Origin of the sequence: Paenibacillus sp. RS8, assembly GCF_041956825.1 — a bacterium.
Classification (GTDB): domain Bacteria; phylum Bacillota; class Bacilli; order Paenibacillales; family Paenibacillaceae; genus Paenibacillus_AQ.
This window is the reverse complement of record NZ_CP168131.1, coordinates 1,809,697-1,833,619: the sequence shown is the minus strand read 5'-3', so window position 1 is coordinate 1,833,619 and position 23,923 is coordinate 1,809,697. Positions and strand designations below refer to the sequence as shown.

The window sequence follows — 23,923 nt, the reverse complement described above, 5'->3', positions numbered from 1 at the left end:
CTGAGGGATATTCAATCATCTTTCCATGCCTTTATTATTTTGCTTTTTCAGCCTTCCAAGTGTCCTTGAAGATCGTTACAACTTCATCCCAAGTTTTGTTACCTTGAGCGTACTGCAAGAGCGCATCACCAAAGACATTTTTGAACTCTTCACTTGGGAATGCTGCAAATGTCCAAGCTACGGAAGTCAGATCTTTTTCCATCCAAGCGGACACTTCTTTAGCCAGTGGGTCTGCTGGTTTTTCGCTATCTTCGAAAGTGTTGAATGGAGCGATGAAACCTAAGTCATTCGTTACATAAGCTTTACCTTTTTCACTGGAGAACAACCATTCCAAGAATGCGATAGAAGCTTGTTGATTCTCAGCAGATGCTTTGCTGTTGATTGCCAAATAGTTTTCTGTACCTACAGCCAGACCTTGTTTTTCCTCGCCTTCCATACCTGTGTAGATAGGCAAGAATTTGATCTCTTCAGCTTTAACTACGTTACCGTCTACATCATTGATTTGTGACCAAGCCCAGTTACCGTTTTGAACCATAGCTGCATTACCCAGTGCGAACTCAGCCATGGAATCAGCTACAGATTTACTACCTAGAAGCGCTTCTTTAGTCACAGAGTTTTTGATGTAAAGATCGAAAATGTTTTTGAATTTATCGTTATATTTGAATTCAACTTCTTTAGAAGCTAAACCCGCAAGTACGGTGTTATCAAACTCAGTGTTGTCTTTGAATTCATAGTACAGCGGCAAGTTAGCCAAGTGAGTCTGCCATCTCCATTGCTCACCAGCAGCGAGGGAAGTGGAAGCAAATACACCCTTAATACCCAGTTGATCTTTTTTAGCAGTCATATCTTCTACTACTGCTTTCAAGGTCTCGAAATTATTGATTTCAGTCGTGGAAGAGATGGATACAGCTTTATCAGCCAAGGCAAAGTATTTCTTCATGATTGCATCGTTGTAGATGATACCGTAGCCTTCAACTACGTAAGGGATACCATATACGCCTTCACCTTCTGTTACAGCCAAGCTTTTATCGGACAGATAGCTGTACAGCTTAGTATCCTTCAAATCCAAGGTATAATCTTTCCAAGATTGATAACCAACAGGTCCGTTAATTTGGAAGATTGTAGGTGCATCTGACTTAGAAATCTCAGATTTCAATTTGGTTTCATAAGTACCTGCAGCAGCCGTTACCACTTTTACTTTAACGCCTGTCTCTGCTTCGTAATCCTTAGCGATTTTTTCATATATTTCTGCAATTTCAGGCTTGAAGTTTAAAAAGTAAACCGATCCTTTTTTACCAGATGAAGCGTTCCCATCGTTAGAGGCAGCATTGTTTTCTTTATTCCCGCACCCTGCTGCCAAGACTACTACCATAGACATAACCAACATGAGCCCTAGATATTTTTTAATGTTCTTCATTTTTCTTCCCCCTCGTACTTGTTATTAAATTACCTCGCTTAAAGACGTCTCCGAAATTACCCACCGAGAGTGTTGTCAGCGTTTCCATTTCACTTAAGTAACGATCGCTTTTTTTCGGTATCCTTATCGGTAACGTTTTCAATTGAAATATTAGCACACCGTTTCCAACATTTCAATAGCCACTTTATTAGAAAAAATCGCCATCACAAATCCTCAGACGTTATAATAGATTCAAAATAAATAGGAATAGGTGATATCATATCTTATCTCTGATCGAAAAGTATGAGTTACAATTCTCTAATAATAATTATTTTGGCGATATTGGGGTAGAGCCCTCTTACTCCATTGAAGTTGGCACCCTTCCCGTACTTGTATCTGCTCCGCATGCCATTAACCACTATAGAGAACATGCTGTAAAACCTGCAGACATGTATACAGGTTCGCTAGCGCTGCTGTTACACAAGCTCACAGATTGCCACTGTATTTATTCCAATAGCTTCTCCAAAGAAGACCCAAATTACATCCTTGGGGGAGAATATAAAGCTGCGCTTGGAACAATTGTCAAAGAGCATCAAATTAACTTTGTTATAGACTTGCATGGTGCTTCTAAAGACAGAGAATTCGATATTGATTTAGGCACATTACACGGAACATCCATACAGGAAAATAATATAAATGAAGTCGTACGTATTTTTTTCAATAATGGTATTACCAATGTTCATCAAAACCATACCTTTTCTGCATCTCATCCCGGAACGATCACTTCGTATTCGGCTAAAGAATTGTTAGTTCAAGGTTTTCAGATTGAAATTAATCGAAATTATCGTAACCCGAATTCATTTGATTTATTCCAAAAAACCATTCATTCCCTCGAACAAATCATCAATCGATTGGGAGGCGCCTAACATAAATATCGAGCAGACCTTCACTATACTGGAGAAACAGAGCTATACAGCTCGGGAAGAAATCACAATAAACCCCGATGAGTTAGTCGAATTAGGCTTAGTCCACCATATCTTTGTCGAGCTTAAAGCAGAGAATGGCGCTCAGGTTAGCTGTTTGCTTTTATCTAAAAGTGATATCCCTAGAGGCAGTATTCAATTGTCGAAAAGAGCAAAGGACAAGCTAGGAAACTGCCCACTAACAGGATTAACCATTACCAAACCTGAGTACAGCACGATCCTTCGGGGAATTCCTAAAGTGGACGAGATTGCCAAGCCTTATGTCAAAGCCTGTCCAACGCTTGTCCGTAAATATTCGAACCATGTCGAGCTTATTAATCCTAAAAATGGCTTTCGGGTAAACTTAACTTTAAAAGAAGATGACACAGCCAAGCCGAATGCCCTGTATTTCAACAGATATATCATGTTGCTGCTTGAGACTCATGCCACTGAGGATGATCAACTAATTATTACCCGTGCAAGAACAAGTCCTCAGTCCAAGCCAGGCATACATAAACTTATACATCTGGGAATCAAACGGCCTTTAACCGCATTAGGAAATCTTTTTATTGGCAAAAGAGAGCTTACACTAAGAGTAGGCCATCCCTACCCTTTTGATGAACACCAAAATCTATGCCGAATTCATCCCAATGTTAGAAAGCTGCTGGGTATGGAAGAGACCGACAAAATCGTCGTCACCTATAACAACAAAACAATCACCGTCCCCATCTTAGATATAGACACTGAGCATATAGCCCAACTGATCAAGCTAAATGAGGAGAATGAGCAGCTTAAATTTATCGACAGCCACTTATTTATCGGAATCACCGCTTTGTCACGGAATGAACTGGAAATCCCCAGTATCGGCACATCGGTTACCGTAAAGAGAAGCATGAACTCCCTATTCTTAAAACACTTAAACAAGTTGGTCTTGCCCGTAATCGCTTTATTGTTTACTGTAGTTCAGCTGTATAAGGATTTGAACTGGAGCATCGCTCTGACCATTGCTATTTCTCTGATACTGCTTCCGATAATCATCTACACGACGCTATCTGAAGAACGAGCAAAAATTAACTAAATGGAGCGATAATCGTGAAATTCACTTCACAATCCCAGGTAGAAGATATGATCTATAGCTCTTATCTAAGAGCCATTAACAACATCACAGAAACTTTGGATGAACAAGTTAGAAGACCGGAATTAACCAGAGCTTTGCTGGATCTAGTCGGAAGTCCGGATCGAGATCAACAATACATACTAGTCACAGGCAGTAAAGGTAAAGGCTCCACCTCCAGATTCATCTCTTCTTTGTTAAGTCACCTAGGCTATAAAGTGGGCTTGTTCACCTCCCCTCATCTGGTCGATTTCAACGAGAGAATTCGGATTAACGGGCGGGCCATATCCACAGAGGATTTTGTACGATTAGGAAATGTGGTTCACGAGGGATTCCAAACGATTGAAAATCAGCTTAGTGCTGATGAATATCAAGGTCCTGTTGGGATAGGTCTAGCTATAGCGGCGTTGTACTTCAAGGAGAATCATACCGATTTCAATGTAATTGAATGCGGAAGAGGCGGAAGGTTTGATGACACGAATGTCCTGAAGAATGATTGGGCGGTCATTACTCCGATTATGGAAGAACATGTAGCTAATTTGGGTCCTGACCTGAATAGTATTACGCTACATAAGCTGGGAATCGTCAAAAATAAGGCTACAAAAGCCTATATCAGCAGGCAGAATCCGAGCGTACTAGCGACTATAAAGGAGAACCTTACCTCCAATTCTGTACAGTACTATGAGGAGCAGTTTTGGGCTGACTCTATTACAATAACGCCCATTGGAACTACTTTTGATGTTCGGACAAATCAAGCGATTTACCCGTCCTTAACGATCCCGTTATTGGGGCAATTTCAAGCTCTAAATGCCGCCACTGCAGTCGCGCTATGTGAGGATATTACAGGCAGTCCCCTGGATAGGGAACTCTTAATCAATTGTTTTGCAAAACTGCAATGGCCGGGTCGTTGTGAGGTGATCTGCCATGATCCGTTAACGATTATTGACGGAGCGATTCATAAGGAATCGGCAGCCTATCTGGCTGAGCTTATTCAACTAGTCAATCCCGACCGCAGTCGAGATGTAACTTCAATCATCGGTGTTCCCGAAGATAAAGATTATCTAGGGGTTATCGAAGTGATGAGTACGGTCTCGGAGCAATTGATCGTCACAAAGCCTGACATCAGTCATCTTTCTTTTCCTACAGATGCACTCCGTGTTGCCGAGCGTTTTATCGAAAAAAGCTCCGAGTTTCCCTATTTGGAGGATGCTCTTACGCACATAAAAGCTCGATCGTCCTCCGAGATTATTGTAATTGTCGGCACGCAAACCTTCATCGGAAATGCCAAACGATTATTCGGGCAATCGCTGCTCGATATCGGCTTATAGCTTCTCAAAACGCTGGAGAATGACTTCCCTATAAAGATCAGATAGAGCTGGCACTTCGCTCGGGTTCTGCTTACAATACTCATCTAACATAACCTTATGATTAACTTCGATGACCTTGAGGCCTTGATTTGTCTCTAAGATATCTATGGAACAGAAATCAAGGCCCATCGCTTTAGAGGTCTGGGAAGCAAGCTCTGCCAGCGCCTCTCGTTTGGCCTGATCACTTACCTCAATCGTAACAGCTCCATTAATCAAATTGTGCTTCCAGGAATGAACTCTTTTTTTTCCAAGGAATACACGTGCCAGATGATTAAAAGTTACGATTCTATACTCTATCTCTGCTTCATAATAAGGGCCTATCGCCCCATTAAGCTGCAAGGAAAATAATAAATCCAGCTTCTCTTGCAGAGCTCCTATCTCATTAACCCTGTACACATGATTGCCCTGCGCCCCGTTGTCTTGCTTCACAACAGCCTCTCCATTGCACTTATGGAAATAATCCTTAGCTATTGGATAAGGGTCTAAATTGCTAAATTTGGAGTCCGGATGTGCTAAATAGACATGCTCTACAGCCGGAATATTCGCTTTGCGCAAGACATCATAAGTTAGAGATTTACTCATGGCAATAATCGTAGAAGCGCTGCTGTTTAGACCAATCTCCGCGTCTACCATTACAAACGAATGAACTCCATCCGTTGCTCTATATACGAAATTCGGCGTGATTTCCTCAAAGCTGATACCTCTGGATTTCACGGAATGCTGGATCATTTTTAGGTAGGGTCTAGTCGTCACTCAGTTTCCTCGATTCTAAAAAAATATAATCAAGCCTAATCATAGCACGAGAGCTCGCTCTCGAAAATCACAAATGAATGTCATCATATTTGACATACTTACACACAAATTAGTAAATAACGATATCGCTTTCATATCCAAAATAAGTATTGATTAATTAGAAGTCATCCTCTAAGATGAATTTAACAAGTTCACCCAAAAGTTAAAGCGCTTAAACTTTTGGATGCACACATACTACATTTAAACTTAAGAATAATCATAATCCGTACAAAAGTTAAAGCGCTTATATTTAAGCAAGGAGAACTTAAAATGAAGGTTAGTATTTTTGATGTTGCTAAGAAATCCGGATTATCCGTTGTAACCGTATCCCGGGTTCTAAACGGAGCCGAATCGGTACGAGAAAACAATCGTCAGAAGGTGTTAGATGCCATTAAAGAGCTGGATTATCGCCCTAATGCAGCGGCACGGAGCTTGGCCAGCGGCAAGACTGGAATCATCGGTCTAATCGTCACCACCTTGCAGGATTCCTTCTTTGATGCAGTGGTCAAAGAACTAAATGAGGTGTTGGCGCTACATGGTTATTATCTAGCCATATCCATCTCAAAAGGCATTGAATCGGATGATAGCCACTATCTGATTCAGGAGGATCGGGTAGATGGTTTGATTCTACTGTCACCAGTAGAAGAGGATAATTATATTGTGGAATTGAAACGACGAGGTATCCCTTATGTGTTGATAGATAATCAGAAGCCTGAAAATGACACCTACTCCATCACGATCGACAACTTCAAGGGTGGATATATGGCTACCAGTCATCTGTTATCACTCGGTCATACGTCAATTGCTCATCTCTGTGGACAGGAGATGTTCCGCAGTACGCGGGAGCGGCGCGCTGGATTCCTGCACGCGCTTGAAGAAAAAAATCTCACTCCATTTGAAATTGTGCATGGCGATTTCGATATTGGAATGGGATATGATACCTGCAAGCGTTGGCTAAACGAAGGACAATTACCTACTGCAGTATTCGCTGGTGATGACAATATCGCCCTTGGAGTTATTAACGCATTGATGGAAGCTGGCATTCGAGTACCCGAAGAGGTAGCTGTAATTGGCTATGATGATCATTACATTGCTTCACAGCTTCATCCATATCTTACAACGATACGTCAACCTTCGGATAAAATCGGGCTGGCTGCCGCAGATATGCTGCTCAGACGCATCTCCGGAAAGATGAAACGTGGAGCCGGCATTCGGATTGACCCCAAAATTATTGTACGCGAATCTACCGCAGTCAAGTAGATTCAATACCATACACTAGGAGTGATGACCTTTGACTTACTACTTAGGGATCGATGGTGGAGGTACTAAAACCTATGCTCTGCTATGCGACGAACTTGGTAATGTTCTCGGTAAAGGCAAGAGCGGTAACGGTAACCACCAGACTGGCGCCCAGGAGGCAGCCAACAGTATTCGAGAAGCCACATTCGGAGCACTCTCAGAAGCCGGACTCCGATTAAAAGACATCAAGCACACTTATCTAGGACTTGCTGGTGCCGATCGCGAGGCTGATTATGCCATTCTCCACCCAATGATACGCGAGATCGGATTTATCAATTACACAATCAACTGTGACACGATGATCGGATTACGCGCAGGGACGACTCGCACTTATGGAGTTGCACTAATCTGTGGCACGGGCACTAATTCGGCAGGCAGAAACCCGAAAGGAGAGCACTATCAGTGTGGCGGCTTCGACTACATGTACGGGGATTTCGGCGGAGGTGGTGCACTCAACATTGAAGTCTTTCGCTCTGTCATTAGAGCTTGGGATGGACGAGAACAACCTACACTCTTGACCGGCCTCCTGCTCAATTTGCTAGGTTATGAGGAAGTAGCGGATATGTTTAATGATTTCCTCGATCATTGGAAACAGGTGCCTGTACACGCTGCACGCTTGCTCTTTGAAGCAGCCGCTGAAGGAGATGCCGTAGCCTTAGAGATTCTAAATCGGCAAGGCGTTGAGTTAGGAAAATCCGCTGCTGCAGTCATACACAAGCTTGGCATGGAGCAGGATACCTTCGATGTGGTTCTGGCAGGAAGTCTGCTAACCCGTGGAGATCGCGGCTGGATTCGCGGACCAATTGAGAAGGCTGTACTAGCCGCAGCTCCACAAGCAACTGTGGTAACCCTTACCACAGAACCTGTAGTAGGTGCCGTATGGTCCGCGATGGACCAAGATGGTCTAGTCCTTAGTAATGAAGTCTTTAACAAAATGAGCGGATTCCAAGACTATGAATCTATTCAACAAACTAATAAGACAGGAGTGATTGATCTTGGCAACTAAACAAGGATTAAAGATCGCAGTTATCGGTGGGGGTTCTTCGTATACACCCGAATTGGTAGAGGGTTTTATTCTTCATTACAAGGAGCTTCCTGTTCGTGAACTCTGGCTTGTAGACATTGAACCTGGACTCCGCAAGCTGAATATCGTTGGAAATCTCGCTAAACGTATGGTTGAGAAATCCGGGCTTCCGATTGAAGTTCATCTTACAACAGACCGCCGCAAGGCTATCGAAGGCGCAGACTTCGTCAGCACTCAGATGCGTGTCGGTATGCTCGATGCCCGCGCACGTGATGAGTCTATTCCTCTTAAGTATGGTGTTATCGGTCAAGAAACGACGGGCCCTGGTGGAATGATGAAAGCACTGCGTACGATCCCTGTCATTCTGGATGTATGCCGTGACATCGAAGAGCTGGCTCCTAACGCCTGGCTGCTCAATTTCACCAACCCTGCAGGAATGGTCACTGAGGCTGTTCTGAAATACTCCAAAGTAAAGAGTATCGGTCTCTGTAACGCACCTATCGGTCTGATCAAGCAAGTATCCGCCAAATATAACGTAGCTGCGGACCGTGTTTATGCCGAATTTGTGGGTCTGAATCACTTGCACTGGATTACTCGGATCGATGTTGAAGGTGAAGATAAGCTGGATGACATGCTCACAGAAGGTTACAGTGCTAAGAACGTACCTGCCCGAGAGTGGAATCCTGAGTTCTTACAATCGCTTCGTGCCGTCCCTTCCTACTATTTGAAATATTTCTATATGACAGATGCCATGCTCGAAGAGCAGATGGAATCATTTAAGCAAGGCATCAATCGTGCTGAAGTCGTGAAGCGCGTAGAAGAAGAGCTATTTGAGCTATACGCCAATCTGGAGTTAAGCGAGAAGCCAAAACAGCTGGAGCAACGCGGCGGTGCTTTCTACTCAGAGGCGGCTGTTAATCTCATGAGATCGCTCCATAACGGATCAAACGACATCCAGACCCTGAATGTTGCTAACCGTGGCATACTGGACTTCCTTCCAGAAGATGCAAGTATCGAAGTCAACTGTGTTGTCACCAAGAACGGTCCACTGCCTCTACCACTAACCAAGATTCCACCGATGGCTAAGGGACTCATTCATGCGGTCAAAACTTATGAGCAACTAGCTATTGATGCCGCTGTAACCGGTGACCGTGCACTTGCTCTTCAGGCCATGGTACATCATCCACTCGTTCCATCTGTAGATGTAGCGGTACGAATGCTGGATGAAATGCTGGAGGCCAATAAAGAGTTCTTGCCGAACTTCTTTACCAAATAACCATAGAAAAGAGGCGTCAATATGTCAGCTAAAGCGGTTTGGAAAGGCGATATCAACCAAGCACTATGCGCATTTACATTTGATGATGGACCTTCCCAACTTCCCGTTGAATTGTGGCTTGATGTTTTGGAGGAGGAAGGGGCTGTAGGCACCTTTTTCTTCACTGGGGAATGGATGGATCAGCATCCAGATAAGGCGAGATTAATCCTCTCCCGTGGTCATGTACTTGCTCCGCATACGTATCATCACCGGCGAATGGCCCAAGTGCCAAAGGCCGTATTCTTAGAGCAGTTGAAGCTGACCGAGCTGGCATATCAGGAAGCAACAGGTCTTCCGTCTCCAAATTTCATGCGTTTTCCATACTGCTCATTCCGGGAAGAGAATCTGGATTGGCTGACAGAATGGGGCGGTTATCTGGATATTGAAGGCGTTGATTGCGGAGATTGGTCAGGTATTTCTGCAGACGAAATCGTTGCCAGAGTTGAACCTACACTTGAAAATGGAACCATTGTAGTCATGCATAGTAATGATGTTGCAAAGGGTTCACCGGATGCCTTGAGAGCACTTATTCGGATCGCCAAGCAAAGAGGCTTGGAAAGTGTCGGCGTACCTGAGATCCTAGGGTCCATTGGCGTAGAAGTAAACTACAGACCTTGGAAAATCGTTGTAGACGTTCCGGCAGCGTTAGATCATCCCGTGGAAAAATGGATTCCTTTAGAAAATAACAAGCAGCTTACCGACCTCGCGACCCAGACTACCGAGTGGAATATTCCGCAATATACACTGCATTTCACTTCTGAAAAAGAGTGGCTGGAGCATCTGGAAAGTCCGCTAGAAGAGGTTGGAGTTATAGAGGATCGCGAGTTGTTTACTATACAGCAATTTGATGGCAGCTACTGGGGATATGTACGCGCAGGTGTTGTGGACAATACCCTTGTACTATTAGATTATGCAGCTAAAGAAGCGCAGGCTGACACCTTGGTGTACTTACTTCGCTGGGCTGCGGATACTTCGATGAGACTGGGCTTAACCAAGATTGAAGCCCGACTCAATATTCGCAAAATGAGCGAGATGTGCAGACAGTTAGGCTGGCAGTCAGAGATAGTAGAAGATCAGTAAGAGAAATCATCCATATCCATTGCCAGAGAAAGATTAGAAGTTCATATAACGCATTCCCTTAAGTCTGCTACTTTAGCAGGCTTTTTTATTTTTCCTCCAAAGTTAGTCATAGCCTCTATTACCGCTACTTCATCTTATTTCTCGAATGACCTGTTCAATGCCAGAGGGAATGTCAGGCTCTTTTACACTAGACACGTTGAGCTTTAGGATTCTCTCTTTTTTAGCAAAATAGGGCAGGTAACCGCTATCCGCCATCTCCACTCGAATAGACTTTTTTTGCAGCCGTTTGATTATTTGCTCTGCTCTAAGGTTATCTGCCAATTTCAGATATGTATGCACACCTAACTGACTGGCAGGACGATAGGAATAATACTGTTCAGAGGCTGCATTTACCTCCCTCACGATCGAATCATGGAGGAGCATGGACCTTTTTCCGTAGCAGGAACGCATCTTTTTACGGTGGCGCTCAAACATCCCGCTTTTTAAATACAGCTCCAAAGCAGCTTGGGACAGCATAGAGCTGTCTATATCCATCAGTCTTTTGAATCGGTTAAAGGACTCACAGAGCACCTCGGGAAGTACGGCCACACCAACGCGCAGACCTGGGAATATGATCTTGGAGAAGCTTTTTAAATAGATAACATGTGAAGTATTGTCATAGGCATAGATCGGATCTTGCTTCGCATCCTGCTCTAAATCTGCCATGTAGTCATCCTCTACGATATACACATCGTATGTAGCTGCAAGCTGCGCAATCGCCTTCTTCTGATTACGGGTATAGGAAACACCGAGCGGGTTATGAAACCGCGGAACGGTATAGAAGAACTTGAACTCGCCTGTTTTAAATAAACGCTCTAATTCATTCAAATCCACCCCGTCATCCGAACGCTGTATCCCCTCGGTCTCGATGCCGTACGTCTTCAAATACTCCATAAATAACGGGTAACTCGGCTGTTCAATCAGCACACGCTCCCTGCCATTCGTAAAAGGAATCCGGGTCAAGAGCCCAAGCGCTTGCTGCACGCCAGAGGTGATGAAAATCTGCTTCGGATCAGCAAATACCTGGTAAGAGGCCAGTTGTCGCTGCATTTCACGGATAAGAGACGGCAGCCCCTGCGGCGTTCCATAGATAAACAAATCCTTACGGTACATATCAATCGCTTTATTAATACAATGTTGAAAATCCAGATACGGGAAAATATCCGGGTCCGGTGCAGATGCCGCAAAATCAATCAAGTAGGCACCTTCTTCTTTCCGCTCCCCACTTCGTTTCATAACATAATATCCACTCTTTGAAGCAGCGTAGATTAAATGTTTATCTTGAAGATCTTGGAGTGCACGAATAACTGTGCTCTTATTGCAATCATAACGAAGTGCCAGCTCCCGAATAGAGGGCAGCTTGTCACCCTCACGGTACGTGTCTTCTGCGATTTGTAATTCTAGATCGTTAATTAATTCCGAATACTTATATATCTTCTTCACCCTCCTCCGAGTTTTTTGTACCGGTACAGATGAACAATAATTTCATTGTAGCACAGCTATTCTAGCCTTAGAATAAAGAACATAACAGGACCGGTCCTAAATGCGCGCAACACTTTGGAGGTCTTACTGATGAATATATCTTCTACTCAAAAAGCGATAGTAGCTGCTGTCTTGAATGCTGTTATTGTCGGGTTTTCTTTTATATTTGTAAAAATGGCACTAACCGTCTCGGACCCATTCGATACATTGGCTCATCGTTTCACGTTATCTTTTCTCGCCGCTTCGTTATTTACTTTTCCAGGGTGGGGGCGGGTGAAGTTTGGAATATCCAAGGCAGCAGTGGTCATCCCACTTGCTCTACTTTACCCAGCGTTGTACTTTTCGCTCCAAGCCTTTGGACTTCTGCATACAACATCAGCTGTAGCGGGTATTATTCAGGCGACCATGCCCATCTTCACCATTATTTTGGCGGCGATGTTCTTAAAGGAAACTACAAGCGGCTTCCAAAAGATCTCCACCTTAATCTCGGTTGCAGGTATCATTCTTATCTTTGCCATACCGGGTGTGAGTATTTCTTCCTCTAGTCTCTGGGGCGTCTTACTCATCCTAATCTCAGCGCTATCCCTTGCCGGCTATAATGTTGCAGCCCGAAAGCTGACACGAACTTGGAGTCCTAAAGAGCTCACTTATATGATTACTTTATTCGGATTTATATTTTTCAATGGTCTATCAATCATTAAGCATGGTTCAGCAGGAACCTTGAATCAATATTTCACTCCTTTTCAGGAGCCTAAGTTCATATTCTCCATGATCTATCTCGGCGTACTCTCATCCCTCGTGACCTCCTTCCTCTCCAACTACGCTTTATCCCGAATGGAGGCTTCACGCGTGAGCATCTTCGGCAGTCTTTCGACGGTTGTCTCTATTCTTGGCGGCGTGCTTCTGCTGAATGAACAGCTGGAATGGTATCATTGGACCGGCACGGTGATGATCATCGCCGGGGTGATCGGAGTCAACTGGCGTAAGAAGGCAAAGCTTCAAGTAAAGGGTGAGATTGGGCTGGACTAGAGAAAACCTGCTAAAGTACACCTTCGATCGATCCTTACATTTACGTAAAAAAAGACACCCCTCGAGGTGTCTTTTGTTCTTCCCTTTTCACTCTCTCTGCTCTGTATCCAGCCGCGTTAATCGCTGTTACTTAGCTGTTTCAAATGCTTCGATTTTCTCTTTATATTGATCCAGCAGCTTAGCTAAAGCTTCCTTAATCACAGTGGCATCTTTGGTTTTAGCAGCACTATTCAGATCCTCTTGGGCTTTGAAAAAGGCTTTATCAGCCTCGCTAAACTCTTGAATTGAAATTGTAGCTTCACTCACTTCTACTGCTGCAATTGCAGCTACACCTTTAATAGAAGTAGAGACGACACTCCCCATCTTCTCATCATTAGGCAATACCTCAACATTGCGACCAGCTTCAATATAACTCACAGGCAGCGCTTCGGCTGATGCAATATTTTTCGAGAACACAACCCCTTCTGCCTGCTCAGAAGGTACTAGCTCGGAAACCGCGGTTACACTAAATCCAGCAGCCTTGTAATATTGATCCAAGGTCTTCTTCCAGTCTTCTAGAGTACTAGGTGCATATGTTTTAGCCAGTTCAAGGGGATCTACCCAATCAAAGATTGTTACTTGAGTAGCAATTGTTCCCTTAGTTGCTGGAGTAACCACCGCTGCAGCCGTTGTTTTTCCACTTTGATCCTGAGCTCCGCTAGCTGCGTTCGCTGCAGTCGGTGCAGCAACTGCGGATACCAGTAGGGCGGATAACGCTAACTTTTTAAATATCATCTGTTGATTCATAAATACAACACTCCTCGTCGATTCGAATGATCTTACAAGTCCAAGCTTACAAAATCGGTGTGGCATAACATTGGTTAATTTGTGGAAAAACGATGGCAGCCCCCTCTACTCCCCTCTGGATTGATATAATTGCAGAAGAATAATCTGGAGGTTAACTAAATGAATACCAACTATCTCATTGCCGTAGTAGATGATGATCAACATATACGTAATCTTGTAGAAGCTTATTTACAAAAAGAAAATTACCGCACGATTGCTCTTGGCAGCGCTGAAGAAGCATGGACCTTATGGCAGACAAGCCCACCGGATATGTGGGTACTCGACGTTATGCTGCCCGGCATGGACGGGTACGAATTTTGTCGGCGAATTCGCAATGAAGCCGAAGTGCCGATTATTAGATCTCCGCAAGGGATAATGAAGTGGATAAAATTTTAGGTTTAGAGCTAGGCAGTGATGATTATCTAGTCAAGCCATTTAGCCCTCGGGAGCTAGTTGCTCGCATTAAACGCCAGCTACAACGGTGGTATAAAATGAGTACCCAAATAGAACCTGCAAGTAGTAACCCCCTCACACCTACGCATATTGAGGTTACTCATCTACAGCTATTATTGGATGAAAGACGTGTGTTCTGGCATGGGAAAGAGATTGAACTCACCAGTAAAGAATTCACCCTCCTAAAAGTATTCGCAGCCTCTCCCAACCGCGCATTTACAAGAGATGAGCTGCTTACCCATGTGTGGGGAGATGACTATTTCGGAAGCGACCGTGCCGTAGACCATTTAATTAAACGGATGCGAAAAAAGCTAGATCTGCTGCCGATTGAAGCCGTATGGGGACATGGCTATCGTATGCGTATTGAGGAGGGAGTGGAGATCGATGAAGCTAGCGCATCAGATTAATTTAGCCTTTAGCGTTGTATTGGTACTGCTCCTGTCTATTACCGCTGTCGTGATCCATTTTGTGCTGCTTAATCATTTTGTCGGAACACAAAAGGCGGAACTGCGAACCATTAGCTCTGCCATGTCAGCCACTATAGTTGAGGGGAGCACATACAGTGGAGACTTTGAGACTGAACTCCGTGCGTTGCCCGTGATCATGCCTTCTTCTGTAGGCACTGCAAGCGTCGAGGCTATCCTTAGTGATGAGACAGGAAAAGTATTGTCCACCTCATCGAGTATGAGTTCCGTCGCAGTAAAATCCAATGCGCAGTTTGTCGCTGGTCAAGCCTCTGACCTCCAGAATATTTGGAATGGAACAGATGCAAGATATATAACAGAAGTGAAGGCTACGCCAATAGGCACGCTAACTCTGCTTACACCTATGAGCGCAGTAACAAGCATTGAACAAGCTCTGTTCAAAAGACTGCTAATCGTTTTCGGTGCTGCAGGGGCATTTATGCTCCTATTTGGCCTGTTTATCACGAAAAAACTAATCCAGCCTCTAATGAAGCTGCAGCAAGAACTGAAAAAAGTAAAAGAGCGCCACTTCTCAGAGGTTAAGCTGATCAAGGCTGGTGGAGAGATTGGTGCTGTTGCTAAGTCGGTATATGACATGGCTGGTGAATTGAATCGATTTAACCACGTACAGAAGCAATTTTTTCAGAATGCCTCTCACGAATTAAAGACCCCACTGATGTCCATCTCTGGTTATGCTGAAGGCATTAAGGATGGTGTCTTCGAGGGGGAAGCGATCGATAAGGGCCTGGATATCATTATGAACGAGAGTAGTCGTCTGAAGAAACTCGTTACGGAAATGACCCTGCTTGCGAAGCTGGATAGTGAGGAGAATATATTTAGAACTAGCGAGCTCTCACTGGACGATATAGTTGTAGAAACCATTGAACGCATGAACCCTCTTTTGATGAAAAAAGGGTTGACCCTGCATGTATCCTACGATGATTGCGAGCCGCTTACGGTCCGTGCCGATAGAGATAAGCTATTGCAGGCACTGCTTAATGTGGTTTCCAATGCAACTCGTTATGCTAATCAGCATATCTACATTCATGCTTCGGTTAAGGATGACCAGGTTCTACTCTCCGTTAGCGATGATGGCCCTGGCATTTCAGAAGACCTGCTTCCATACCTGTTCCACCGATTTGTTAAAGGGAAAGATGGCGAATCCGGACTAGGACTTGCCATATCCCGTGCGATCGTAGAGCGCTCCGGAGGTCTGATTACAGCGGGGAACCGTAAGGATGGCGGTGCAGTGATCACCATGGGATTCCCTGTACTCTCTCCTACCTAGACAGCTAACCGGATTCTATCCTACCTTCTATTTCATAGAAGCCGCATTACCTTATTTGAAAGAGCCATTCGCGGTATGATTCGATGGGCAGAAGCAAACCTAGAGTACTACCGAAGCATGATTTCCAAGATCTATTTAAGAAGACTGGGTGAGCTGGAAAGTGATATCGGCCGTGTTGCTGTTCTCCTAGCGAGCGAAGACTCCGACTATATTACGGGTCAAACAATCATGGCCGATGGCGGATCGATTAAATTACGCTAATTTATACGCCAGCCAGCCTATTGATCATTAAGAGATTTCCTTTAGAGGAGATCTTTTTTTGTCTGTATATCTCCTTATTATTCGTTTAATAGCCTTTGAATTAAGGGTAATAATAAAGATAACATGCTATTTACCGCATAATTTATAACATCCTGTGTAACCCGGAGGTATTCAAATGAACAAGTTCGACGCTATTATTATTGGTTTCGGTAAAGGAGGAAAGACCCTTGCCACAGAACTAGCTAATCGAAAATGGAAAGTAGCCGTTATTGAACGATCTAAGGAAATGTACGGTGGAACCTGCATTAACATCGCCTGCATCCCTACCAAATCCTTAGCTTACCAAGCACATCAAGGCAAAGATTATGAAGAAGCGATCCATAACAAGGATCAACTGATTTCATTTCTACGCCAGAAAAATTACGATAATCTGAATCAGAACGAGAATATAGAAGTTATTAATGGAGAAGCTTCCTTCTTATCAGCTCACGAAGTTCAAGTGAAGGAAGCCGGTGAGACGAAAATCTTAACCGCCGACAAAATCTTCATTAATACGGGTGCTGAGACCATCATTCCAACGATTGACGGGATACAAGATAGTAAGTTCGTTTATACCAGCACGTCCATTATGGATCTTAAGGAGCTCCCAACGAAACTAGCCATCATTGGTGGTGGTTATATTGGTTTGGAATTCGCTTCGATCTACAGTCAATTCGGCTCACAGGTTACGGTGCTGGAGGGTTCCTCAAAATTCATTCCTAAAGAAGACCGCGATGTCGCGGACGCCGTCCTCCAAACCTTTACCAAGAAGAACATTGAGGTCAAACTGAAGGCAAAGGTTATAGGACTGAAGGATGTTAAAGATGGAACAGTTATCTCCTTTTCGATAGATGGCGCTATTCAAGAATTGAAAGTCGATGCCGTACTGGTTGCGACAGGTAGAAAACCAAACATTGAGGGATTAAATTTAGAAGCAGCCGGTGTAGAAGTTACAGATCGGGGTGCTATTAAGGTGGGCCCTTCCCTAAAAACCACCGTTCCCCATATATGGGCTCTCGGCGATGTCAAAGGCGGATTACAGTTTACCTATATATCTTTAGACGATTATAGAATCGTACGAAATGATCTCTTCGGCGATCATTCCCATACCACAAATGACCGTGACGCTGTTCCGTACAGCGTATTTATAGATCCTCCACTATCCAGAGTAGGAATTAGTGAAGAAGCAGCTACCGAACAAGGACTTGAAATTAAAGTCGCGAAGTTGCCTTCAGCAGCTATTCCACGTGCCCGCTTAATTAACGAAACTGAAGGCTTCCTAAAAGCTATTGTGGATGCAAAAACCAATAAAATTCTCGGAGCTACATTGTTCTGTGCGGAATCCAGTGAAGTGATTAATATCGTGAGTATGGCTATTCAAACAGGGCAAGATTTCACCTTTTTGAGAGATCATATCTTTACTCACCCTACAATGAGCGAGGCTTTGAATGATTTGTTCTCACAGATCAAAGAATAACACTACATGCATGGCAAACAAAAAGACACCCTTTGGGGGTGTCTTTTACTTTTACTATATAACACGATGCTGAACCCACTTCTTACCCATGAAACGCCGTAGAAATATGAATCCTCTAATTCCCCACTCACAGTTCATAGCTAACCAAACCCCAAGTAGACCGAAATCCAGAACAATACCTAAGATATACCCGAGTACTACGCGGAACAACCACATACTCAGCATAGACACCATGGATGTAAACTTGGAATCTCCTGCTGCTCTAAGCGCTGATGGTGTTATGAAGCTAATAGACCACAGTGGTATTTGTACAATTGTATTGATAAGTACAATTATAAAGATATCTCTCACGATCTCCGCAGGTGGATGGAACATCGAAACTAGCGGATGGAAGAAAGGCATAACTAACAATCCCATCACCACAAAGGAAAGGGAAGAGGCTACGAGAAACGATTTAATAAATTTCCGGGCATCCTTAACATTATTGCTTCCCATACATTGTCCGACCACTGTAATAATCGTCAAAGACAGCGCATTGCCCGGAATTTGCATAATCCCCGCAAAGGAAGAGGCAATAGCGTTTGTAGCAAGCGCGTAAGTACCGAGACTGACGATAAAGACTTGCGTCAGAATCTTACCACCATTAAAGAACATCTGCTCCGCCGCAAACGGCATACCGATGAACATTATTTTTTTGAGCATGGAGAATTGAACCACCAGTAAGTCACGAATTCGAATATGCAGTTCATTGTCCATCCGGAACAGATAATACAGAGCGCATATCGCGCCCAAATATCGAGCTATATTTATAGAAATAGTCATCCCTAGAACACCCATATGCAAAAGGTTAATAAATACGAGATTCAAGAGGACGTAAACTAAATTCATAATGAGCGATAGTGCAAGCGAGGCTCTCGTCCTTCCGATTCCCCGAAGGGCACCACACACTGCCTCTACCACAGCTATTCCAAGATAGGAGATACAGCTCCCAATCAAATAGATTCGGGCGTTGTGCATTACCTCTGGCGAAGCCGCTCCAAATAGTAAGTTCAACAACGGATTGTGAAAAAGAATACCAAACATACCAATAGCAAAAGCCATAAGGGAAACCGACGAGGTGGCACCTGCGGTGGCTTTTGACACCATAAGACTATTACCGCTTCCTTTGTACTGCGCTACGACAACCGTACCACCTGTTGATACCGCGATAAACACACTAATGAGAAAAAGATTAAGGGAATCGATCATGTTCACCGCACTGATAGCTGCCACACCGGACGAGCTGATCATGGCTGTATTCACTAGATTAAGCCCCACTATAAAGGCCTGATCTACCAGAATAGGAATGAATAAAGCAATCATATGGCGATAATCTAACGATTCTCCTGAAAAATACTTTTCAAGAAACCGCACACTTCGCTTCGTATTGACATTTACATTAGGTTCCATCTTCGCTTCACTTCTTTTATATTAGAGTTATCCAAACTTGAAATATCCTTATAAATAGAAAAAGGCTCTTCAGGTTGAAGAGCAATTCAAAAGTACAGCTAGTTTATATGCACTTAGGTATGCGGTCGAGAGGACTCGAACCTCCACGGGGATTAACCCACACGGACCTGAACCGTGCGCGTCTGCCAATTCCGCCACGACCGCACAAAATATAAAAAGAAACATGCAGTGCAGAACTAAATTATCATATATTAGCACAAAGGGCAATACCTAATGTAAAAAGAAAAAGTGTACCGAGTCCCTATTTGGGATCATCGATACACTTTTTCAGAAGAACTATCGGGTTATGAAGCTTGTTCAAGCATACGGTAGATAATGACTGCCGCTTGAGCACGGTTAGCTATGCCCTTAGGTGCAAATTTGCCACCTTCAACACCGTTAACGATCCCCAATTGGGTCAGTTGTGCTATAGCGTCCTGAGCGTAAGGAGCAATACTGGACTTGTCTGCAAACTTGCCCAGCGCTGCATTCTTATCAATCGGCTGTAGTTTATCCTTCAATGCATTAGCAATCATAATAGCCATCTCTTCTCGGGTCACTTGACGACCCGGTTCGAACTTACCATCACCAGACCCTTGTACAATTCCGGCCTTCACCGCAATAGCGATAGAATCAGTGTACCAAACTCCTTGTTTAACATCGCTGAATGAACTGGTTGTTGCCGAACCCGTTAGATTCAGTGCGCGTACCAGCATTGTAATAAACTCTGCTCTAGTCACTGTTTTGGTTGGCGCAAAACTATTTGCGTCCAATCCTTTTATAATGCCCTTAGCAGCCAATGCTTGAACAGCTTCTTGCGCCCATACTACCTTACCCAGATCTTTAAAGTTTGCTGCTGGAGCAGTAGTTGGTGCTGGCGTTGCTGTTGGTGCTGTTGATGGTGCTGGTGTTGCTGTTGGTGCTGTTGATGGTGCTGGTGTTGCTGTTGGTGCTGTTGTTGGTGCTGTTGTTGGTGCCGTTGTTGGTGCTGTTGTTGGTGCTGTTGTTGGTGCCGTTGTTGGCGTTGGTGTTGGTGTTGCCGTTGGACTAGGTGTCGGCGTTGGAGTTACTTCCTTCAAATTGTTAACAATCCGACCTTCAATAGCTGCTTTAATCTCTTTTCTATCAAACGTGCTTACAATATAGTCGTAGAATACGTCCAAATCAATAGGTCCAGCCAATGAATCACTAGCTTGAGTCAGAATCTTGTAGTTATCTCCACCCGCAGCCATAAAGTTGTTTACTACCGCTGTATATTTCTGCGTAGGATTAATTGGTGTTCCATTAGTTAATGTAAGGTTTGCAATGCGATCTGCTACCGGAAGATACATATTCGCTGTATATTTCAGTCCAGAAATTTGCAGCGTTTTGATATCGGGTGTTCCATCAGCCTTTACATTCCATTGCTGTTGCAGCAACGTTTTGATTTGCGCTCCAGTCAGCGTCAGCTTCACAAGCGTATTGCCGAATGGCTGAATTTTCGCCAGATCGCCGAAGGTTACAGGGCCTTTTGGAAGATCCGCACGGATACCACCAGGATTCATAAAGGCGAAATCAGCAGCCTTAGCGCCATCGCCGAAATCAGCAGTACGCATAGCGTCAGCGATCAGGTTACCAAGTGCAGCCTCATTGTTGTAAGCATCGGTACGAGTGATAGTTCCGTCTGTTGTACCCACTGGTTGAGTAAGTTCAGGATGCTTCTCAAGGTAAGTATTAACCAGTGCCACACTTTCCGGATCCGGTGTTACGCCGTCATGGAAGGTGGAGGTCACTACAGCAGACTTCTCCTTCACATGACCTGTTTTAGGATCAATGATCAGCTTAATATCTTCAAATGCTGTACCGTAAGAGTAGGCTTGTACAATCAACTTACCGTTTACCGTTCCGTTTGCCAGCGCATGGTTATCACCAGCAACAATAACGTCAACAGGGGAATTTGCAGGAAGTGCGTTGGCTAGATCAGCTGCCTCACCTGTAGTTACCCCGTCTTTAGTAGAGGCTGGATCATGCGCAAGCACGATGATCGTCTCTACGCCTTTAGCTTGAAGCTCCTTCGCATATTTCTCAACAGCCGCTACTTCCTCCTCAGGTGTGAGGAAATATACGCCAGCTGTGCCGGAAGGTGAAACTTTGCCTGGTGTAGCCTTCGTTACCAGACCAATAAATCCGATCTTCACACCGCCCACTTCTTTAATTACATAAGGTTTAATAATCGGCTCGCGGGTTGTCGCATCTACCGCATTGGCATTAACATAGTCAAAATTGGTACCCTTGTGGGTAACATTGCCGTCCTTAGGATCCACACCGCCATAAAGCTGCGTCATCAGTGCATCGACACCTTGGTCAAATTCATGGTTACCCAGAGAACCTACATCAAATCCCATCATGTTCATCCACTCAATCGTCGGCTCATCGCGTTCAAGTGAGGATACCGGAGCAGATGCACCTACGGAATCTCCGTTATGAAAGAGCAGAGCATTGTCGTATTTAGCCCGTGCTTCTTTTAGGTAAGTTGCAAGAATAGCAGCCGTTCCCACATTCTTGTTACTTACTGTAGAAACTGTATCCAGTTGGCCGTGGAAATCATTGATTCCCAGAAGGTGAACTTCTACATCCTTAACCGGGAGAGCCAATTTATAAATACTAAATCCCTTAATATCTTTTGCACCAGTGTCCGTAATGTTGGCTGGCATAACTTTTGCCGCTTCTGGTGAAGAAGTAAAGGTAATATTCACATCGTCCGAGATAGGGGCCAAAGACCAGTTCCCATCCGCAGAAGGATCAATGGTACCTACTTCTCTGATGTAGTCCATGAGGATCTGGCGATTCTCATCTTGTGAATCCACCAACATCTCTGAACCTTTCACACCCGGGAAATTGCCCCCGCCACTTGCGCGGTAGTTGTTAGTCACAACAATGAAATCTTGGTTCTGATCCAAAGTTTTACCTTTATACGTAATTTGCTTCACACGACTGGATGAAGCATCCTTAATTGTACCGTTAGGATTATATTTTGCAGGCTTAGTTACATCAATAGTGTACTTAATACCATCAATAATATCGAAGTTATAAACCGCAAAATCTCCATTTAGCAAGCTTTGTGGAGCCGTGCTCTTTTCATCGATGGTATTAAACGCGCCCGCACTCATTTCAACCCATTCCTTAACAACAGAGCCTTTAACTTTAATAGCTTTTAGCGTGTTGTCATACAGGTACAAGTCACTTGCACTGCGGATAGTCAACGGACCTTTTTCAATACTCGTGTACTCCGATGGGCCGTTACGTCCAGCCTTAAAAGGAGCACCTACACTGAGAATCGGAAGATTTTTATACTGTGGAAGGTTGTTTTCAATATACTTCTCCACATACCACTTCTGGGCATTGGTCACAATTTGCACGGTAGGATCGTCCTGAACCATTGCAAAATAGCTGTTCATCGGAGCAGTAGTAACGCCTAGCTCTTGACCTGTATAGTCAATAGTAGCCTGGTGATCTGCTGCCACAGCAGCATCAACAACAGCATCCGGTTTAGCATTGGCTATGGAGCGGGTCGAAGCTTTAGAGTTCTTTTTATCGACTGTCCATTTGCCGCCTTCCTGCACCAGATTAAGATCAATTAGACCCAAGTAACCCCCGCCATAACCTGCTTGCACAGCTGGGGTACCATTAATGTGGCCATAAACATTATCAACAACAGATTGAGGACTATTATACGGCTGTCCTGTTAATGGATCCTTGAAAGAAGCATCAAGGGAAGCATTATCGCCTGTCGGAAACACCTTGTGAGTGTGCGAGAAGGTAATCGCATCAATACCATCAACTTTACTTAACAGATTGATAGCATTTTCTGCATCAGTACCCGCAACTGCAGTTGCATCGAAGCCGGTATGCGCCATTGCTACGATAACATCGGCTCCCTCGTTCTTCATGGCAGGAACAAATTTCGCTGCAGTTTCTGCAATATCCTTAGTAATAACTCGACCTTCCAGATTAACCTTGTCCCACTCCATAATTTGAGGGGTCACAAGGCCTAGTATACCAACCCTAACTACCTGAGGTTGGTTATCGCTGTCCATTATTGTTTTGTCGATAATGACATAAGGGTCGAAAGCATTTTCGTCATTGTCTGGATTACCATCTTTATCATCAATATATATATTGGCATTTACATAAGGGAAATCAGCACCAGTTAATGGATTATTACTATAACCTTTAATAGTACGATTTAAGAATTCCAGCCCATAGTTAAATTCATGATTACCAAAAGTGGCAACATCATATTCCATAATATTCATAGCCGCAATCATAGGGTGTAGCTTGGTCTCTGATTCCATCAGTTTACTTTCGTTTGCAATGTAAGTCCCGAGTGGTGTACCTTGAATCAGATCCCCGTTATCGAGTAGAAGATTATTAAGAGGATATTCGCTTCTAGCATAAGTAACTAATGTAGCTGTTCGATCGAGCCCTACAGTTGTTGAGGCCGCATTCTTGAAGTAGTCCCAGCCGTAGACATTGGTGTGCACGTCTGTGGTACTCATTAACCGGAGCTTGGCTGTAGCTGAGGATGCTGCTTCAGCTTTGTCTGTACCCCAAGTCGCACCCAAACCAATTCCTCCAAACACCTGCAAAGAAAGCACTGCAGTTGCCAGTACAGAAGCGAGTGGCTTGTTCCATCGTGTCTTCCATCCCATAAATTATAAGTCCTCCCTATCATTTTTACATAGTTTCT

General features: G+C 44.1%; 16 protein-coding genes, 1 tRNA gene and 2 pseudogenes. 12 read left to right on the top strand and 7 right to left on the bottom strand.

All coding sequences use genetic code 11. From position 1 onward, the window contains the following. Window positions 1-34 precede the first annotated feature (34 nt). On the bottom strand, window positions 35-1,417 hold the full coding sequence (locus tag ACDZ28_RS09515; RefSeq protein WP_341110065.1) for an ABC transporter substrate-binding protein: 1,383 nt from the start codon (window positions 1,415-1,417) through the stop codon (window positions 35-37). 428 nt (window positions 1,418-1,845) lie between these two features. Between ACDZ28_RS09515 and ACDZ28_RS09510 the strand changes: the two genes are divergently transcribed. From ACDZ28_RS09510 to ACDZ28_RS09500, 3 genes are read left to right on the top strand one after another with little or no spacing between them, the layout of a single operon-like run. After that, window positions 1,846-2,322, top strand: a complete 477-nt coding sequence (locus tag ACDZ28_RS09510; protein WP_052414414.1) for a hypothetical protein — start codon at window positions 1,846-1,848, stop codon at window positions 2,320-2,322. Then, entirely contained in the window at window positions 2,222-3,436 is a 1,215-nt protein-coding gene (locus ACDZ28_RS09505) for a hypothetical protein (protein ID WP_339288817.1), read from the top strand. The genes ACDZ28_RS09510 and ACDZ28_RS09505 overlap by 101 nt, the downstream gene beginning before the upstream one ends. A gap of 14 nt (window positions 3,437-3,450) precedes the next feature. Beyond that, a complete protein-coding gene (locus ACDZ28_RS09500; protein WP_052414413.1) occupies window positions 3,451-4,800 on the top strand; it encodes a folylpolyglutamate synthase/dihydrofolate synthase family protein in 1,350 nt (449 codons plus the stop codon). On the opposite strand, the gene ACDZ28_RS09495 is transcribed toward ACDZ28_RS09500, so the two are convergent. Next, window positions 4,795-5,568, bottom strand: a complete 774-nt coding sequence (locus tag ACDZ28_RS09495) for a RimK family alpha-L-glutamate ligase (protein ID WP_375104512.1) — start codon at window positions 5,566-5,568, stop codon at window positions 4,795-4,797. The two genes, ACDZ28_RS09500 and ACDZ28_RS09495, sit on opposite strands and share 6 nt — an antisense overlap. Window positions 5,569-5,901: 333 nt before the next feature. Here ACDZ28_RS09495 and ACDZ28_RS09490 point away from each other — a divergent pair, with 333 nt between their 5' ends. Genes ACDZ28_RS09490 through ACDZ28_RS09475 form a run of 4 tightly spaced genes read left to right on the top strand, consistent with a single transcriptional unit; the run spans window position 5,902 to window position 10,349 of the window. Further along, window positions 5,902-6,891: a LacI family DNA-binding transcriptional regulator gene (locus tag ACDZ28_RS09490; RefSeq protein ID WP_375104511.1), complete on the top strand. Its 990-nt coding sequence runs from the start codon at window positions 5,902-5,904 to the stop codon at window positions 6,889-6,891. A 31-nt stretch (window positions 6,892-6,922) separates the two neighbouring features. Next, window positions 6,923-7,936 carry an N-acetylglucosamine kinase gene (locus ACDZ28_RS09485; protein WP_375104510.1) on the top strand — a complete coding sequence of 338 codons (1,014 nt, stop codon included), beginning with the start codon at window positions 6,923-6,925 and terminating at the stop codon, window positions 7,934-7,936. Further along, on the top strand, window positions 7,926-9,230 hold the full coding sequence (locus tag ACDZ28_RS09480) for a 6-phospho-beta-glucosidase (RefSeq protein WP_339288812.1): 1,305 nt from the start codon (window positions 7,926-7,928) through the stop codon (window positions 9,228-9,230). The genes ACDZ28_RS09485 and ACDZ28_RS09480 overlap by 11 nt, the downstream gene beginning before the upstream one ends. 21 nt (window positions 9,231-9,251) lie before the next feature. Further along, window positions 9,252-10,349, top strand: a complete 1,098-nt coding sequence (locus tag ACDZ28_RS09475; RefSeq protein WP_375104509.1) for a polysaccharide deacetylase family protein — start codon at window positions 9,252-9,254, stop codon at window positions 10,347-10,349. Window positions 10,350-10,478: 129 nt separating this feature from the next. Here ACDZ28_RS09475 and ACDZ28_RS09470 read toward each other — a convergent pair whose 3' ends face one another. Further along, the gene (locus ACDZ28_RS09470; RefSeq protein ID WP_375105329.1) at window positions 10,479-11,822 is read right to left on the bottom strand and encodes a PLP-dependent aminotransferase family protein; all 1,344 of its coding nucleotides are present in this window, start codon (window positions 11,820-11,822) and stop codon (window positions 10,479-10,481) included. 138 nt (window positions 11,823-11,960) lie between these two features. Here ACDZ28_RS09470 and ACDZ28_RS09465 point away from each other — a divergent pair, with 138 nt between their 5' ends. After that, complete coding sequence (locus tag ACDZ28_RS09465) at window positions 11,961-12,899, top strand: DMT family transporter (protein ID WP_375104508.1); 939 nt, start codon at window positions 11,961-11,963, stop codon at window positions 12,897-12,899. Window positions 12,900-13,025: 126 nt separating this feature from the next. On the opposite strand, the gene ACDZ28_RS09460 is transcribed toward ACDZ28_RS09465, so the two are convergent. Then, on the bottom strand, window positions 13,026-13,685 hold the full coding sequence (locus tag ACDZ28_RS09460; protein ID WP_042123397.1) for a hypothetical protein: 660 nt from the start codon (window positions 13,683-13,685) through the stop codon (window positions 13,026-13,028). Window positions 13,686-13,844: 159 nt separating this feature from the next. On the opposite strand from ACDZ28_RS09460, the pseudogene ACDZ28_RS09455 reads away from it, so the two are divergent. The 4 genes and pseudogenes from ACDZ28_RS09455 (at window position 13,845) to ACDZ28_RS09440 (ending at window position 17,706) form a co-directional block, all read left to right on the top strand. Next, a pseudogene (locus ACDZ28_RS09455) lies at window positions 13,845-14,584 on the top strand (response regulator transcription factor). Next, window positions 14,562-15,929: a sensor histidine kinase gene (locus ACDZ28_RS09450; RefSeq protein WP_375104507.1), complete on the top strand. Its 1,368-nt coding sequence runs from the start codon at window positions 14,562-14,564 to the stop codon at window positions 15,927-15,929. The pseudogene ACDZ28_RS09455 and the gene ACDZ28_RS09450 overlap by 23 nt, the downstream one beginning before the upstream one ends. A gap of 7 nt (window positions 15,930-15,936) precedes the next feature. Continuing rightward, a pseudogene (locus tag ACDZ28_RS09445) lies at window positions 15,937-16,190 on the top strand (SDR family oxidoreductase); the annotation flags it as partial. A gap of 175 nt (window positions 16,191-16,365) precedes the next feature. Beyond that, window positions 16,366-17,706, top strand: a complete 1,341-nt coding sequence (locus ACDZ28_RS09440) for an FAD-dependent oxidoreductase (RefSeq protein WP_375104506.1) — start codon at window positions 16,366-16,368, stop codon at window positions 17,704-17,706. Window positions 17,707-17,760: 54 nt separating this feature from the next. On the opposite strand, the gene ACDZ28_RS09435 is transcribed toward ACDZ28_RS09440, so the two are convergent. From ACDZ28_RS09435 to ACDZ28_RS09425, 3 genes are all read right to left on the bottom strand, one after another. Beyond that, the gene (locus ACDZ28_RS09435; RefSeq protein ID WP_375104505.1) at window positions 17,761-19,155 is read right to left on the bottom strand and encodes an MATE family efflux transporter; all 1,395 of its coding nucleotides are present in this window, start codon (window positions 19,153-19,155) and stop codon (window positions 17,761-17,763) included. 120 nt (window positions 19,156-19,275) lie between these two features. Beyond that, a tRNA-Leu gene (locus ACDZ28_RS09430) sits at window positions 19,276-19,359 on the bottom strand. Between the two features lie 140 nt (window positions 19,360-19,499). Beyond that, on the bottom strand, window positions 19,500-23,885 hold the full coding sequence (locus ACDZ28_RS09425) for a bifunctional 2',3'-cyclic-nucleotide 2'-phosphodiesterase/3'-nucleotidase (protein WP_375104504.1): 4,386 nt from the start codon (window positions 23,883-23,885) through the stop codon (window positions 19,500-19,502). Window positions 23,886-23,923: the final 38 nt, after the last annotated feature.